General features: G+C 48.8%; 22 protein-coding genes. 21 read left to right on the forward strand and 1 reads right to left on the reverse strand.

The features are described from left to right. Positions 1-20 precede the first annotated feature (20 nt). The 20 genes from rplE to AC1S52_RS07615 all read left to right on the forward strand — a co-directional run bounded on the left by rplE (position 21) and on the right by AC1S52_RS07615 (position 12,752). Complete coding sequence (rplE, locus tag AC1S52_RS07520; RefSeq protein ID WP_482028404.1) at positions 21-566, forward strand: 50S ribosomal protein L5; 546 nt, start codon at positions 21-23, stop codon at positions 564-566. 22 nt (positions 567-588) lie between these two features. After that, positions 589-990, forward strand: a complete 402-nt coding sequence (rpsH, locus tag AC1S52_RS07525) for a 30S ribosomal protein S8 (protein ID WP_482028405.1) — start codon at positions 589-591, stop codon at positions 988-990. Positions 991-1,073: 83 nt separating this feature from the next. Beyond that, positions 1,074-1,613 carry a 50S ribosomal protein L6 gene (rplF, locus tag AC1S52_RS07530; protein ID WP_482028406.1) on the forward strand — a complete coding sequence of 180 codons (540 nt, stop codon included), beginning with the start codon at positions 1,074-1,076 and terminating at the stop codon, positions 1,611-1,613. A 2-nt stretch (positions 1,614-1,615) separates the two neighbouring features. Then, the gene (rplR, locus tag AC1S52_RS07535) at positions 1,616-1,978 is read left to right on the forward strand and encodes a 50S ribosomal protein L18 (RefSeq protein ID WP_482028407.1); all 363 of its coding nucleotides are present in this window, start codon (positions 1,616-1,618) and stop codon (positions 1,976-1,978) included. 83 nt (positions 1,979-2,061) lie between these two features. After that, a complete protein-coding gene (rpsE, locus tag AC1S52_RS07540; RefSeq protein ID WP_482028408.1) occupies positions 2,062-2,583 on the forward strand; it encodes a 30S ribosomal protein S5 in 522 nt (173 codons plus the stop codon). Between the two features lie 106 nt (positions 2,584-2,689). Continuing rightward, positions 2,690-3,142 (forward strand): 50S ribosomal protein L15, encoded by a 453-nt coding sequence (rplO, locus tag AC1S52_RS07545; protein WP_482028409.1) that lies wholly within the window; start codon positions 2,690-2,692, stop codon positions 3,140-3,142. 123 nt (positions 3,143-3,265) lie between these two features. Further along, complete coding sequence (gene secY, locus AC1S52_RS07550; protein WP_482028410.1) at positions 3,266-4,573, forward strand: preprotein translocase subunit SecY; 1,308 nt, start codon at positions 3,266-3,268, stop codon at positions 4,571-4,573. Then, on the forward strand, positions 4,573-5,121 hold the full coding sequence (locus AC1S52_RS07555; protein ID WP_482028411.1) for an adenylate kinase: 549 nt from the start codon (positions 4,573-4,575) through the stop codon (positions 5,119-5,121). Before secY ends, AC1S52_RS07555 begins: the two co-directional genes overlap by 1 nt. A gap of 218 nt (positions 5,122-5,339) precedes the next feature. Beyond that, the gene (infA, locus tag AC1S52_RS07560; RefSeq protein WP_009767978.1) at positions 5,340-5,567 is read left to right on the forward strand and encodes a translation initiation factor IF-1; all 228 of its coding nucleotides are present in this window, start codon (positions 5,340-5,342) and stop codon (positions 5,565-5,567) included. A 127-nt stretch (positions 5,568-5,694) separates the two neighbouring features. Continuing rightward, the gene (gene rpmJ / locus AC1S52_RS07565) at positions 5,695-5,808 is read left to right on the forward strand and encodes a 50S ribosomal protein L36 (protein WP_071782548.1); all 114 of its coding nucleotides are present in this window, start codon (positions 5,695-5,697) and stop codon (positions 5,806-5,808) included. 115 nt (positions 5,809-5,923) lie between these two features. Continuing rightward, positions 5,924-6,307, forward strand: a complete 384-nt coding sequence (gene rpsM / locus AC1S52_RS07570) for a 30S ribosomal protein S13 (RefSeq protein ID WP_482028412.1) — start codon at positions 5,924-5,926, stop codon at positions 6,305-6,307. A 149-nt stretch (positions 6,308-6,456) separates the two neighbouring features. Continuing rightward, positions 6,457-6,855 carry a 30S ribosomal protein S11 gene (rpsK, locus tag AC1S52_RS07575; RefSeq protein WP_482028413.1) on the forward strand — a complete coding sequence of 133 codons (399 nt, stop codon included), beginning with the start codon at positions 6,457-6,459 and terminating at the stop codon, positions 6,853-6,855. 145 nt (positions 6,856-7,000) lie between these two features. After that, positions 7,001-7,951 (forward strand): DNA-directed RNA polymerase subunit alpha, encoded by a 951-nt coding sequence (locus AC1S52_RS07580; RefSeq protein WP_482028414.1) that lies wholly within the window; start codon positions 7,001-7,003, stop codon positions 7,949-7,951. A gap of 127 nt (positions 7,952-8,078) precedes the next feature. Continuing rightward, on the forward strand, positions 8,079-8,429 hold the full coding sequence (gene rplQ / locus AC1S52_RS07585; RefSeq protein ID WP_482028415.1) for a 50S ribosomal protein L17: 351 nt from the start codon (positions 8,079-8,081) through the stop codon (positions 8,427-8,429). Between the two features lie 3 nt (positions 8,430-8,432). Further along, entirely contained in the window at positions 8,433-9,281 is an 849-nt protein-coding gene (gene truA / locus AC1S52_RS07590) for a tRNA pseudouridine(38-40) synthase TruA (RefSeq protein ID WP_482028416.1), read from the forward strand. A 69-nt stretch (positions 9,282-9,350) separates the two neighbouring features. After that, on the forward strand, positions 9,351-9,806 hold the full coding sequence (rplM, locus tag AC1S52_RS07595; protein ID WP_482028417.1) for a 50S ribosomal protein L13: 456 nt from the start codon (positions 9,351-9,353) through the stop codon (positions 9,804-9,806). After that, entirely contained in the window at positions 9,806-10,216 is a 411-nt protein-coding gene (rpsI, locus tag AC1S52_RS07600; protein WP_482028418.1) for a 30S ribosomal protein S9, read from the forward strand. The genes rplM and rpsI overlap by 1 nt, the downstream gene beginning before the upstream one ends. Before the next feature lie 192 nt (positions 10,217-10,408). After that, positions 10,409-10,657: a 50S ribosomal protein L31 gene (gene rpmE / locus AC1S52_RS07605; protein ID WP_482028419.1), complete on the forward strand. Its 249-nt coding sequence runs from the start codon at positions 10,409-10,411 to the stop codon at positions 10,655-10,657. A gap of 114 nt (positions 10,658-10,771) precedes the next feature. Next, complete coding sequence (prfA, locus tag AC1S52_RS07610) at positions 10,772-11,884, forward strand: peptide chain release factor 1 (protein WP_482028420.1); 1,113 nt, start codon at positions 10,772-10,774, stop codon at positions 11,882-11,884. Positions 11,885-12,065: 181 nt separating this feature from the next. Next, a complete protein-coding gene (locus tag AC1S52_RS07615; RefSeq protein ID WP_482028421.1) occupies positions 12,066-12,752 on the forward strand; it encodes a potassium channel family protein in 687 nt (228 codons plus the stop codon). A 101-nt stretch (positions 12,753-12,853) separates the two neighbouring features. Here the strand turns inward: AC1S52_RS07615 and AC1S52_RS07620 are convergent, their stop codons facing one another. Then, positions 12,854-13,723 (reverse strand): NAD(P)-dependent oxidoreductase, encoded by an 870-nt coding sequence (locus AC1S52_RS07620; RefSeq protein ID WP_482028422.1) that lies wholly within the window; start codon positions 13,721-13,723, stop codon positions 12,854-12,856. A gap of 333 nt (positions 13,724-14,056) precedes the next feature. Here AC1S52_RS07620 and cobA point away from each other — a divergent pair, with 333 nt between their 5' ends. Beyond that, positions 14,057-14,776 carry a uroporphyrinogen-III C-methyltransferase gene (cobA, locus tag AC1S52_RS07625; protein WP_482028423.1) on the forward strand — a complete coding sequence of 240 codons (720 nt, stop codon included), beginning with the start codon at positions 14,057-14,059 and terminating at the stop codon, positions 14,774-14,776. Positions 14,777-14,787: the final 11 nt, after the last annotated feature.

Consider the following 14,787-nt stretch of genomic DNA (forward strand, 5'->3'; position numbering starts at 1 on the left):
GTTTCAAAGGAAGCAAAACTATGGCAGAACGACTTAAAACACTTTACCAGGAAAAAATTGTTCCCAAATTGATGGAGCAGTTTAGCTATACCAATGTCCACCAGGTGCCAAAGTTAACGAAGATCACCGTTAACCGGGGTTTGGGAGAGGCATCTCAAAATGCTAAGGCGTTAGAGGCTTCGTTGGCTGAGATTGCCATTATTACAGGTCAAAAGCCCGTTGTGACTCGTGCTAAGAAAGCGATCGCTGGCTTTAAACTCCGCCAGGGTATGCCTGTTGGGATTATGGTGACCCTGCGCGCCGAGCGGATGTATGCCTTTCTAGATCGTCTGGTTAATTTGGCTCTACCGCGTATTCGTGACTTTCGGGGGATTAGTCCCAAGAGTTTTGACGGGCGGGGAAACTATACCCTGGGCGTTCGGGAGCAACTGATTTTTCCAGAAGTAGATTACGACAGTATTGACCAGATTCGTGGCATGGACATTTCTATCATCACTACTGCAAATACCGATGAGGAGGGACGCGCCCTGCTGAAAGAGATGGGTATGCCCTTCCGGGAAAACTAGCAGGTTTTATTAAGGGAAAACTATGGCGGTAAACGACACTATTGCAGACATGCTGACGCGGATTCGGAACGCTAATTTGGCACGTCATCAGACGACCGAAGTTCCCTCAACCAAAATGACCCGTAGTATTGCCAAAGTCCTTAAGGACGAAGGTTTTATTATTGATTATGAAGAAGCGGGCGAAGGCGTTCAGCGTCACCTGATGATTTCCCTGAAATACAAAGGGAAGGGAAAACGTCCGATTATTAACACTCTGAAACGCGTTAGTAAGCCAGGATTTCGAGTTTATTCAAACCGTCGCGATTTACCACGAGTTTTGGGAGGGATTGGGATTGCCATCATCTCAACTTCTAGTGGCATTATGACGGATCGTGAAGCCCGTCGTAATGGTTTGGGTGGTGAGGTTTTGTGCTACGTCTGGTAAACCATCTCATTTGTGTTCGATATTTTGTTGCTACAAGCCTTGGCGGGCTTAAACAACAGCGGTTTTGAGTAGGAGTAGTCGTTATGTCTCGCATTGGCAAGCGTCCCATCAGCATTCCCAGTAAGGTGACCGTAATTGTTGACGGACAATCAGTTGTCGTTAAGGGTCCCAAAGGTGAATTATCGAGGGTATTACCCGATGAGGTGGTGGTGTCTCAGGAGGGTGAAACCCTTTTAGTTACCCGCCGGGATGAGTCTCGAGTTGCCCGCCAACGTCATGGTTTATGCCGCACGCTGGTTTCCAACATGGTTGAAGGGGTGTCCCAGGGATTTCAGAAACGGTTAGAAATCCAGGGGGTTGGTTACCGAGCACAGGTACAGGGGCAAAATTTGACCCTTAACATGGGGTATAGCCACCCGGTTCAATTTGAGCCACCCGAAGGTGTTCAATTTGCGGTTGAAAACAACGTCAATGTGATTGTCAGTGGTATTGATAAGGAAATTGTTGGCAACACGGCTGCTCGGATTCGGTCGGTGCGCCCACCCGAACCTTATAAGGGTAAGGGCATCCGTTACGCAGGCGAGATTGTCAGACGTAAGGCTGGTAAGGCAGGTAAGAAGTAGTCATGAAGTTAAGTCGTAAAGAATCAACCCGTCGTCGGCATCATCGTGTACGTCGCCGAGTATTTGGAACCTCAGAGCGTCCCCGGCTGGCGATCTTTCGTTCCAATGAACATATCTATGTTCAACTGATTGACGATACTAAACAGCACACCATCACGGCGGCTTCCACCTTGGATGCGGCGATCAAGTCTGACTTGAATTCCGGCGCTAATTGTGAAGCTTCTACGGCAGTTGGCAAGCTGATTGCAGAGAGATCGCTGGAGAAAGGGATTAAGCAAGTTGTGTTTGACCGGGGAGGTAATCTTTTCCACGGTCGAGTGAAGGCATTGGCAGATGCTGCTCGTGAGGCAGGACTCGATTTCTAATTCAGTTGTTAGTTTTAAGTGATTAGTTTTTAGAAGACTAACGACTAACAACCCATAACTAACAACGATAATCTGGAGAAACTATGGCAAAGGGTCGTAAAAACACCAAGAGTCGCGAGAAAGAAACCGACTGGCAAGAGCGGGTCGTCCAGATCCGGCGTGTGACCAAAGTCGTCAAGGGAGGTAAAAAACTCAGCTTCCGGGCGATCGTGGTTGTCGGCAATGAGCGGGGTCAAGTTGGCGTTGGGGTTGGCAAAGCCAGCGATGTTATTGGGGCCGTCAAAAAAGGGGTTGCGGATGGTAAAAAGCACCTGGTTGACGTTCCTCTCACCAAGTCGAACTCCATTCCCCATCCTGCAACGGGTTCTGGTGGTGGTGCTAAAGTGATGATGCGCCCCGCCGCTCCTGGTACTGGAGTAATTGCTGGGGGAGCCGTGCGAACGGTGCTTGAACTGGCAGGTGTCCGCAACATTTTGGCAAAGCAATTAGGTTCTGGCAACCCATTAAATAATGCGAGAGCCGCCGTTAACGCTTTAGAAACATTGCGTACCTTCGCTGAGGTGGCTGAAGAACGTGGGGTTTCAATTGAAAATCTCTATGCTTAAAGGCGGATTGACCACAGCCGATTAGTGTCTGTACAACACAAAATCGAGTGGTTAATGAATTGTCAGATCCACCTACATGACTGACCACTACTTCTGAGGATGACTTATGAGACTGATTGATGCTTTGCCAAAGGAAGGTTCTAAGAGGCGTCGCCGCCGGGTAGGTCGAGGAATTGCGGCAGGACAGGGCGCAAGCTGTGGTTTTGGAATGCGAGGGCAAAAGTCACGCTCTGGTCGCCCGACTCGTCCAGGCTTTGAAGGTGGGCAAATGCCGCTTTATCGTCGTTTGCCTAAGCTAAAACACTTCCCCTTGATTAACAGAGTGGCGTACACCATTGTTAATGTGGAAGATTTGGCATCTCTGGAGGCAAATACTGAAGTCACTTTAACTTCCCTTCTAGAAGCGGGAATCGTGACTGCCGATGATGGTCCTCTAAAAATCCTGGGGAATGGGGAAATTGATACCCCTTTAACAGTCAAGGCATCTGCATTCACTAAGTCTGCCCGCGCTAAGATTGAGGCAGCAAAAGGAACGTGTGAACTTGAAGGTGCTGAATAATCAAGTTCCTCTGGGTTCTATTGCTGCGATCCCCATTCATCTAGATCCCTTTTAGCCTTTACTAAAGGGGTGATTGTATGAAAACCCATATAAAAAAGCGCCAATACATAGAGGGAATCCTTCATGGTCGAAAATCGAGATAAGAACCCGAGTGCGCAGGAAACCTTTGCCCAGATGGCTCAAGCTGCTGGACTGCGGGGGCGTATCCTGCTCACGGTTGGAATGCTCATTTTGATTCGTCTAGGCATGGTTCTACCTTTGCCCGGTATTGATCGGGAAGCATTTAGAGCCAGCGTTGCGAACAGTCCACTAGTGGGATTCTTGGACATTTTTTCTGGTGGTGGGCTTTCGACCTTGGGAATTTTTGCTCTTGGGATTTTGCCCTATATTAATGCTTCCATTATTTTGCAGTTGTTGACTGCGGCGATTCCTTCTCTCGAAAACTTGCAGAAGAACGAGGGGGAAGCAGGACGTCGAAAGATTTCTCAAATTACCCGTTATGTGGCGCTCGGTTGGGCAATTATTCAAAGTGTTGGGATTGCCATCTGGGTTCGACCTTTTGTTCAGGGTTGGGGACCTCTATTTATTGGACAGACGATTCTGGCGTTGACGGCTGGGGCAATGTTTGTTATGTGGGTCGGTGAACTGATTACGGAGCGAGGTATTGGCAATGGTGCTTCTCTGCTGATTTTCGTCAATATTGTTTCTACCCTACCGACATCTTTAGGGCAAACGTTTGAACTAGCTCAAAGCGGCGATCGCAATATAGTGGGTGGTGTTGTGATTCTGCTGATTGTCTATCTCATCATGATTGTCGGGCTTGTCTTTGTGCAGGAAGGCACCCGTCGGATTCCAATTATTTCAGCCCGTCGTCAGGTAGGGCGGCGTATGTACATGGAACGTAGCAGTTACCTACCCCTGCGGTTGAACCAGGGTGGTGTGATGCCGATTATCTTTGCTTCTGCCGTTCTGGTACTGCCTCTAACGCTGGCATCCGTGACACGCAATGAAACTGTGGCTAGAGTTGCTACCTACATTAGCCCTAATGGTCCTACTCCCTGGGCTTATGTAGCGCTTTACTTGCTCCTGATCCTCTTTTTCAGTTACTTTTACGCTTCCCTGATCATCAACCCGGTCGATATGTCCCAGAACTTGAAGAAGATGGGCGCTAGTATTCCGGGTATTCGCCCTGGAAAGGCAACCAGTGATTACATTGAGCGCGTGTTAAATCGACTGACGTTCTTGGGCGCAATTTTTCTCGGATTGGTGGCGATCGTGCCCACCGCAGTTGAGAGTGCCACTCGCGTCAGAACATTTCAGGGATTGGGAGCGACCTCTTTGCTGATTCTAGTTGGGGTGGCAATTGACACGGCTAAACAAATCCAAACTTACGTGATTTCTCAGCGTTACGAAGGGATGGTAAAGCAATAGTGGCACGTTTGATTTTTTTAGGTGCACCTGGAGCAGGCAAAGGAACTCAAGCAAAAGTGCTGGCAGAGTTGTGCAGTATCCCCCATATTTCTACAGGTGATATCTTGCGGGAAGCCGTTTCCCATAAGACTACTTTAGGAGTTAAAGCTAAAGGCTTCATGGATGCTGGAGAATTAGTTCCCGACCAATTGGTAATTGATCTGATGCGAGAGCGGCTGAGCCAGCCGGACGCCCACTCTGGCTGGATTTTGGATGGGTTTCCCCGCACGGTGGCTCAAGCAACTTTTCTGGACGATTTATTGTTACAGATTAACCAGCCCTACAATCATGCTGTTAATCTGGATGTGCCTGATGAGATACTCGTCTCAAGACTGCTGGGGCGGGGGAGGCAGGATGATACGGAAGAAGTGATTCGGCGACGCTTGCAAGTTTATCGTGAACAAACAGCCCCTTTGATCGCTTTCTATCAGTCCCGCAAAAAGTTGGTTTCTATTAATGGGAATGTTCCCCCAGAGCAGGTAACAGTAGATTTGAAGCAATTAGTATAAAAGCCCGCCGGAGACTGCCTGGGTTGATTAATTGGCTTTTGGCTTTTGTAGTTAAGGCTTTTCGGATAGGCTTCCAGCCAAAAGTCAAAGTTTCATCCTTCCGAATTGCAGGTAACCTGTACACGCAGCTTGTCATTTAAATGATCTAGACTCAAAGGGTAATAATTTGTCATGGTTGGCTCCTAGCACTAAGCGCTTGTTGAATTGAGGAAAACAGTTTGTCAAAGCAAGACCTAATTGAAATGGAGGGAACGGTGACCGAGTCACTTCCCAATGCGATGTTCCGGGTTGATCTGGATAATGGCTTTAACGTCCTGGCACATATTTCAGGTAAAATCCGCCGGAATTACATTAAAATTCTTCCTGGCGATCGCGTTAAAGTTGAGCTGACTCCCTATGACCTGACTAAGGGGCGAATTACCTATCGTCTGCGTAATAAGAAGTAATTCTGGTGCTGTCTAATCTTGGATGGCTTAAATCTAACCTTAGCAAAGTCAGACTTTGACGATTCATTTGACAAATTAAATTAAAAATTGATAGAATGTTGTGTTTGTAATACTGGCGAGATGAGGCATGAAGGTTCGAGCATCTGTCCGAAAAATTTGTGAGAAATGTCGCGTCATTCGCCGTCGTGGGCGAGTGATGGTGATTTGCTCCAACCCTAAGCATAAACAACGCCAGGGGTAGCAAGGTAATTGATTCGACTGTTTTTTTGACTGCATTTATTTGCATTCTACCCATTGGATAACCATTGGATTAAGACACAAACTTGTAGCGACAACTGAAACTGGGAGAGAAGAGCGTGGCAAGGATTGCCGGAGTAGACCTGCCTCGAGACAAGCGTGTCGAGATTGGTCTGACCTATATTTATGGAATCGGGCTGACCCGGTCTAAGGAAATTTTGAAGGCAACAGGAGTAAGTCCTGATATTCGTGTCAAGGATTTGAGTGACGCAGATGTCGCTGCCTTACGGGCGGAGGTCGAGGAAAATTACCAGATCGAGGGTGACCTCAGACGACTGGAGGCGATGAACATCAAGCGATTGATGGATATTGGTACCTATCGTGGACGGCGTCATCGACTGGGTCTGCCGGTTCGTGGGCAACGAACTCGCACTAATGCCCGAACCCGCCGCGGCGGTCGCCGTACCGTCGCTGGTAAGAAGAAAGCACCTGGCAAGAAATAATTGAGTTTCTGGGTTGCTTACTGGTCTGGCTTAGGAAGACTCCTTCCGGCAGATCTGTAAGCATTCTGCTTGTTGAGGCAAGCAATTAGCCTGGTTTGTAATTTCTTCATCAATATCGATAGCTTAATTCATAGAGAGAACCAAACAATATGCCTCCAGGAAAACCGACAAGAAAGACTGGGGCACGCAAGCAGAAAAAAAACGTGCCCAGTGGAGTGGCTTATATCCAGTCCACTTTCAACAACACCATTGTTACCATCTCTGATACCAATGGAGAGGTCATCTCTTGGGCTTCGGCGGGATCTAGTGGCTTTAAAGGGGCAAAGAAAGGAACCCCCTTTGCTGCTCAGACTGCGGCAGAAGCTGCGGCTCGTCGGGCTACTGATCAGGGGATGCGTCAGCTTGAAGTAATGGTAAGTGGTCCGGGTGCAGGACGGGAAACTGCAATTCGTGCACTTCAAGGGGTAGGTTTAGAAATTACCCTGATTCGGGATGTCACTCCCATTCCCCATAACGGTTGCCGTCCACCCAAGCGACGTCGGGTTTAAGTAAGGGGTAAGGGGGTGAAACCCTGCGACAGGTGGTTGGAAGTGTCAGCTACAGGTCGTTCAGGTTCAGAGTAAAACGGGGAGTTGTTTGAGGTCGGAGTTGATAAGGCTTTTGCCTTTCATCCAGTAGAGGGGAGGTTGCTTCATGGCACAATTTCAGGTCGAGTGTGTAGAAACCAAAACTGAGAGAGATCAGAGTCAAAGTAGCCGATTTGTGATCGAGCCGCTGGATCGTGGTCAGGGAACAACATTGGGCAATGCCTTACGGCGCGTCATGTTGTCAAACCTGGAGGGAGCAGCCGTTACGGCAGTACGGATTGCTGGGGTTAATCATGAGTTTGCGACAATCCCCGGTGTCCGGGAAGATGTGCTGGATATTCTTTTGAATATGAAGAAAGTGGTTGTCAAGAGCTATTCTTCGCAGCCGCAGATTGGTCGGCTTCTGGTTCAGGGACCTGCAACAGTGACCACAGGGCAGTTTGACTTACCCTCTGAGATTGAGCTGGTTGACTCAAACCAGTACGTTGCAACCCTCTCCGCAGGAGCAACTCTGGAAATGGAATTTAGAGTTGAGCGGGGTAAGGGTTATCGAGCAGTCGATAAGAATCGGGATGAAACCACTTCCCTTGATTTTCTCCAGATCGACTCTGTTTTTATGCCTGTACGCAAGGTCAACTACTCAGTAGAGGATGCCAGGGTCGGCGGAGCAACTGAGAAAGATCGTTTGATTATGGAGGTTTGGACCAATGGCAGTCTGACCCCTCAAGAAGCATTGAGCCATGCGGCAAATATCTTGGTCGATCTGTTTAATCCCCTGAAAGAGATCCCGGACAGTGCTACCCCAGACGATATTGATGACATTGAGGATCCAACTAACCAGATCCCAATTGAGGAGTTGCAGCTTTCGGTGCGGGCTTATAACTGTCTGAAACGTGCCCAAATTAACTCTGTCGCTGATTTGCTTGACTATAGTCAGGAAGATCTTCTGGAGATTAAAAACTTTGGTCAAAAGTCAGCGGAGGAAGTCGTTGAGGCTCTGCAACAGCGATTAGGTATTACTCTGCCCCAAGAAAAATCGCCGAAACCTAATGGGTAGGCTTTGTCCTAGTCCCCTTTGCCCACTGAATGCTAAATGGAATTGGCGGACAGTGAGAGCTAATCATTCCATTGAGTCCAGTACATTGAGTCCAGTACATTGAGTCCAGTACATTGAGTCCAGTCTTATGCGTCATCGTTGTCGTGTTCCTCAACTTAGTAAGCCTGCTGACCAGCGCCGCGCTCTTCTGCGATCGCTGACGACCGAGTTAATTCGTCATGGTCGGATTACAACAACCAAACCTCGTGCCAAGGCAGTTCGTTCTGAAGCGGAACGGATGATTACCCTGGCGAAGGATGGTTCCCTGGCTGCCCGTCGGCAGGCGATGGGATATTTATATGATAAGCAGCTAGTTCATGCCCTGTTTGAGCAAGCTGAGAACCGTTATGGCGATCGCGAAGGGGGCTACACCCGTATCCTGCGAACTGTGCCTCGTCGGGGTGATAACTCTGAGATGGCAATCATTGAACTCATCTGATTCATGATTTCAGAAACGCCACTGCCAATCCAACGAGTTGCCCTGGTAATTCAGTACCTGGGCACTCACTTTCATGGGTGGCAACGGCAGCCAAATCAGCGGACGGTTCAGGAGGAGATTGAAACCACGATTGAATCAGTTCTGGGTTATCCAGTGCGGATTCATGCCGCTGGTCGAACGGATACTGGAGTTCATGCAGCCGCTCAGGTTGTCCATTTTGATGCTCCAGTCAGAATTCCCGCCCATCGCTGGGCAGATATTCTGAATTCCCGATTACCTGAAGATGTTTTGATTCGGGCATCGGCGGTGGTGGGTTCCACCTGGCATGCTCGCTTTTCGGCAACCTGGCGGCGCTATCGCTACACGCTCTATACCGATCCCCGCCCTAATTTGTTTGTTCGTCCATTTAGCTGGCACTACTATTACGAGCCACTGAATGAGGGGTTGATCCAGGAAGCGCTGACTCCCTTGCTGGGACGACATCATCTGGCTGCTTTTCACCGTGCTGGCTCTAAACGTCCCCATTCCTGGGTTGATGTCCAGGTAGCCGAATGTCAACGCCAGGGCGCGTTTGTTTATATTGAAATTCAAGCGAGTGGTTTTCTTTATGGCATGATGCGATTGTTAGTGGGGCTACTGGTTCAGGTCGGGCGAGGGGTGCGATCGCCCCTTAGTTTTACAGACATCTGGAAGGCTCAGCACCGAGACCAGGTAAAGTACGCGGCACCTGCCCAGGGTCTGTGCTTACTGCGAGTTGGCTATCCTGAATTTCCCTTCTCCCCTGACATTTGGTTTGATACCCAGCCTGCTTTTTCCCTGCCAATTCTGCCCCAGCTATCGGCTGCAACCTAGTTTCTGGAAAGACATTTAAGAAATTGATTTTTACCCTCTCAAACCCATCTGAAGACTATCGAGACCGTCATGAATAAAACCTACCTTCCTCCCCAAGATACGATCGAGCGTAAGTGGTATGTGGTTGATGCCACCGATCAGCGTCTTGGTCGTCTTGCTAGTGAAATTGCAATGGTGCTGCGAGGCAAGAACAAGCCAACCTATACCCCTTTCATGGACACAGGAGATTTTGTCATTGTCGTCAATGCCGAAAAGATTGATGTTACAGGCAAAAAGCGAACCCAAAAGCTGTATCGTCGGCACTCCGGTCGTCCCGGTGGCATGAAGACAGAAACCTTTGCCAAACTTCAGGCGCGTGTTCCTGAACGTATTATTGAACATGCGATCAAGGGAATGCTGCCCAAGAATACCCTGGGGCGGCAGCTTTTTACCAAGCTGAAAGTCTACGCCGGACCTGAGCATCCCCATCAGGCTCAGAAACCCGAACCTTTAGAAATTAAAACAATTCCAGGAGGACAGGATTAATGCAAGCAACAGACCAGGATCGAGTCATGTATTTTGGAACTGGACGACGCAAGTCTGCGATCGCGCGTGTGCGGCTAGTTCCCGGTACTGGGCAGCTAATCGTAAACGGCAAACCTGGGGAACACTACTTCCAGTTCAATGCAGGTTATCTAGCGACAGCCAAGGCTCCTTTAGAAACATTGGGACATGAGAGTGAGTACGATGTTCTGGTGAATGCTCATGGGGGTGGACTTACAGGGCAAGCGGATGCCGTCAGATTGGGAGTTGCTCGGGCGCTTTGCCAGTTGGATCCAGACAACCGCAAACCGTTAAAAACGGAAGGTTATCTCACCCGTGACCCTCGTGCTAAGGAACGTAAGAAGTATGGGTTGCGGAAGGCGCGGAAGGCTCCTCAGTACTCAAAGCGGTAGGGCACTCGATTCAAAGGCTGTCTCTCCTTGGTAGGGTAAGTCAGCTTAGGGCCAACCCTATTGTTTAGTGTCGGTATTTTCTTCTTCAAAAATACCTTCTCGTTTTTGTTTTTAGATCCCCTTGGGGAGTCTAAAGATTTGAACTCTAAAATAGATCTAAGAGTCAGTTCAATTGTTAAGTGAGCGGTAGAGATGGCTAAACCTAATATTCACCCCCAGTGGTACCCCGAAGCGAAGGTTTACTGTAATGGCGAAGTAGTGATGACCATCGGGTCTACTAAGCCAGAATTGCACGTTGATGTTTGGTCGGGTAATCACCCTTTTTATACAGGTACTCAGAAAATTATTGACACTGAAGGTCGCGTAGAGCGCTTCCTGCGGAAGTACGGCATGATTGAAGGTGGCGAGGAAACAACTACTCAGACGAAGAAAAAGCGTTAGGGTAGGAATTCCAGGTTTCAGGTTTTGGATTACTGCTAGATAGTCTGAGATCTCAAAGTCTGAGGCGTTTGATTTCCTGGCTAAATCCCCATCTTCTGAGTCACCTCCTGTCCTATGGCTGAAGCATATTTGCTAGATAAGCTACGTTCCGTTGAGCAAACTTTCAACGAATTGACCCGACGATTGGCCGATCCCGATGTCTCTCAGGATCCGTCTGAACTCCAGCGGGTGGCTAAGGCGCGTTCTTCTTTGGAGAACGTGGTAAACACCTACGAGGTTTGGAAAACGACTCAAGAGGAACTAGTTGGAGCAAAGCAGATTTGGAAGGAATCGGCGACTGATCCGGAATTGCAGGAGATGGCAGCACTGGAGGTGCATGAGCTTGAAGCAAAGCTGGAACAGTTAGAAATTAACCTGAAAATTTTGCTGTTGCCGAGTGATCCGAATGATGACAAGAACATCATGTTGGAGATTCGGGCGGGCGCAGGTGGTGACGAGGCAAGTATTTGGGCAGGCGACCTGGTGCGAATGTATTCCAAATATGCCGAGACTCAAGGGTGGCGGGTGAAGCTACTGAGCGAGTCTACAGCCGATATGGGCGGTTTTAAGGAAGCAATTCTAGAGATTCAGGGCGATCGCGTTTACAGCAAACTTAAGTTTGAGGCAGGCGTTCACCGGGTTCAGAGGGTTCCTGCGACGGAAGCACAGGGACGGGTTCACACCTCAACGGCAACGGTGGCGGTAATGCCTGAAATTGACGATGTGGAAGTTCATATCGATGCGAATGAAGTTGAAATTTCAACGATTCGATCAGGCGGTGCCGGTGGTCAGAACGTCAACAAGGTTGAAACGGCAGTAGACCTTTTGCATAAGCCGACGGGGATTCGGATCAAGTGTATGGAGGAGCGATCGCAGCTCCAAAACCGCGAACGGGCGATGCAGATTTTGCGGGCAAAACTCTACGAAATGAAGCTCCAGGAACAGCAGCAAGCCGTTACGTCTGCACGTCGAATGCAGGTAGGCACCGGATCGCGTTCTGAAAAAATTCGGACCTACAATTATAAAGACAATCGAATTACCGATCATCGCCTGGGACAAAACTTCAGTCTTTCTCCTGCCCTAGAAGGAGATATAGAAAATTTAGTTGAAAGCTGTATTTCTCAGGATCAGCAAGACCAGCTAGAGGCATTGGCAGCAGAAACGAACGGTCAACCCTCAGCAGTCTAGTCAAAAATATGAACCAACCAAAGATTTCGCTCCCTGATTACTTCTGCTAAACGAAGGTGTTAAAGTCTGTAACAGACCTTTTTGTCTATCTTTCCAAGACTTGACGTTTCGATAGGAGGCGGCACTCTCTTGTTGCCAACAGGAAGCCTGGTGCCGATAACCATTGGTTAGTTTATCGTCTTTGAACTTCTTTCATAACCTCCGGGCTGACTTAAAGAACCGGCAGTTTGCTGTTATTGGATTAGGACGCTTTGGGCGAGCCGTAGCTGCCACACTACACCGGCAGGGATATGACGTACTCTGTGTGGATTCTGATGAAGCAAAGGTCGCTCAGATTTTATCTGATCGGATTGCCGCCCATGCTCGCCAGCTCGACTCCACCCAACCAACCGCCCTTCGGGAGGCTGGAATTTTTGAGCAGGATACGGTAATCGTGGCGATTGGTAACTACGTTCAGGAAAGCATTATCACGACTCTAAATGTTAAAGAAGGGGGGGTGCGCCATGTGGTCGCCAAAGCCTCTTCAGAAATTCACATGAAGTTACTACTAAAGGTTGGAGCAGATCATGTGGTGTTTCCAGAGCATGAGACGGGCTGTGCTCTGGCGCGATCGCTGACCAAACCCGGCATTCTTGATCGGTTTGAGCTAGACCCTGAACACAGCATCGTTGAGGTGATTATCCCTGAGCACTTTGCGGACAGGACCATTGCTGAGCTACGGCTTCGCAGCAATTATGGTTTAAACGTTTTAGCTGTGAGCCAGGATGGCAAGTTTGAAATTAATCCATCTCCTAGCAAGCGCTTGGAAAAGGGATCAGCGATTGTGGTGATTGGATCAAATACGTGTATTAATCGGCTACCGATCTAGATGGAGTGTCCAGTAGCAGGGATTAAAAGGAGGGAAAGCACATTAAACGTTTGCAGTTGAGAGCGGAAGATGCTTCCCTCTTCTCTCTTCATTCTTCCTGGTCAACTGCTTTTCTCCTCCGCGATCGCGGCAAATAGTGCTGAGTAATCTTCATTTGCCAGTCCCATTTCTACGGCTTTTTGTAGAATACGGCTGACTCCCACTACCAGGCTGGGGTTTAGCCCAAGGGTTTCTGCTTCTGTGAGAAACAGATTCGTATCTTTGAGCAAATGCTTGGTGGGAAAATTGGGATTGGCAAAGTTGTGATCTACCATGCGTTGGAATTTTTTGTCGAAGGTAGGGGCATAAAGAGCGCTTTCACGCAGGATTTGCATAAACAACTCGACATTCATCCCTTGTTTCATCACAAAACTCAGGCTAGTGGCAAAGGCAGCCGTCAGGGATGCAATCAGTTGGTTCAGTGCCAGTTTGGTAGCGGCAGCGGCACCCACTGGACCAACGTATAACGGCTCTGGACTAAAGCATTTGAAGATAACCTGCCACTGTTCAAACTGCTCGGTTGTGCTGCCGACCATGACAATTAGCTTGCCTGCTTTTGCCTCTGGGATGCTGCCTAAGACGGGGGATTCCAGGTAGTCTCCTCCGGCTGTCAAGACTGCTTTCTGAATAGATCGGCTTTCACTGGGAGCGATCGTCCCCATTTGAATCACTGTTTTGCCTGCCAGTGCTTTCCGGGAATTTTCTGACAACACTGTTTCGTGAATTGCTTGAGCATTGGTCAGCATTAATACAATGCAGCTTGAGCGATGTATGAGATCAGCGGGATCGCTGGCAATTTCTACACCAGCTTGCTTCAAGGGTGTCAGTTTTTCTGGGGTACGGTTATAGGCGATCGACAGTAGCCCCGCTTCCAGCAATCGCTGCGCCATTGGCAGCCCCATCAGTCCAGTGCCAATCAATCCAACTTCCATAAGCCGCTACAATAATCCCTTATTCCTACACCCTACTCTATTCCCTATTTTGGTAAACCTCACCAAGCTTAGAAACCCGTAGTTTTTCTGAGAAAAATCTCCAGTTCTCAACTTGGATGAGGTTTATAGCAATTCCCATTTGTGTGTACGGTCAAACGGCTGATTCAGTCAGGTTTTTTGGCATTAGTTTGTACCGCACTCGTCTGAGAATCGCTATATTACTGATTTCAGGCATGAGTTGGAAGTTGTATAGAGTGAACGAGCGCTTACGCCGAAGCCTTTGTGCTAATTCATGCGACTATTTATCCCCATCCTGATAATTCATTTCCTTTGATGACGGAACAGACTGGCAAAGTATACCTGGTGGGTTCGGGTCCCGGAAACCTGAACTATCTGACGGTGCGCGCTCATCAGCTTCTCTTGCAGGCTGAAGTGCTGATCTACGACGCTTTAGTTGACAGTGAATTGCTGGAACTTGTGCCAGAATTTTGCGTCAAACTAGACGTTGGCAAGCGGGGCGGCAAACCGAGTATGCGTCAAGCAGATATTAATGATCTGCTAATACACCAGTGTTATCAGGGAAAGCGGGTTGTGCGCTTGAAAAGCGGAGACCCGTTCATCTTTGGGCGCTCTCATGCTGAAATTCAGGCATTAAAGGGAGCAAATTGTAAATACGAGGTGGTTCCCGGACTATCGTCTGCTCTGGCAGCGCCTTTGCTGGCAAACATTCCTCTAACAGACCCCGTTTTAAGTCGGGGTTTTGCGGTTGTGAGTGCCCATGAGACGGAGGCGCTGGATTGGGAGGCGCTGTCCCGCCTTGACGCACTGGTGATTCTCATGGGGGGACAGCGGTTGAGTGAAATTGTGGCTCAGCTTCAAATGCAGAAGCGATCGCCCCAAACTCCGATTGCGATTATCCGCTGGGCAGGACACCCGCAACAGCAAATCTGGGAAGGCACTCTGGCTGATATTGTGATACGTACAGCCAATTTGTCTCTCTCTCCCTGTGTCATTGTGATTGGGGAAGTGGTCAGGCTGCGGGCTTATTTGTAGTTCCCTCCAGC

Source organism: Kovacikia sp. CALU 1929, assembly GCF_056784235.1.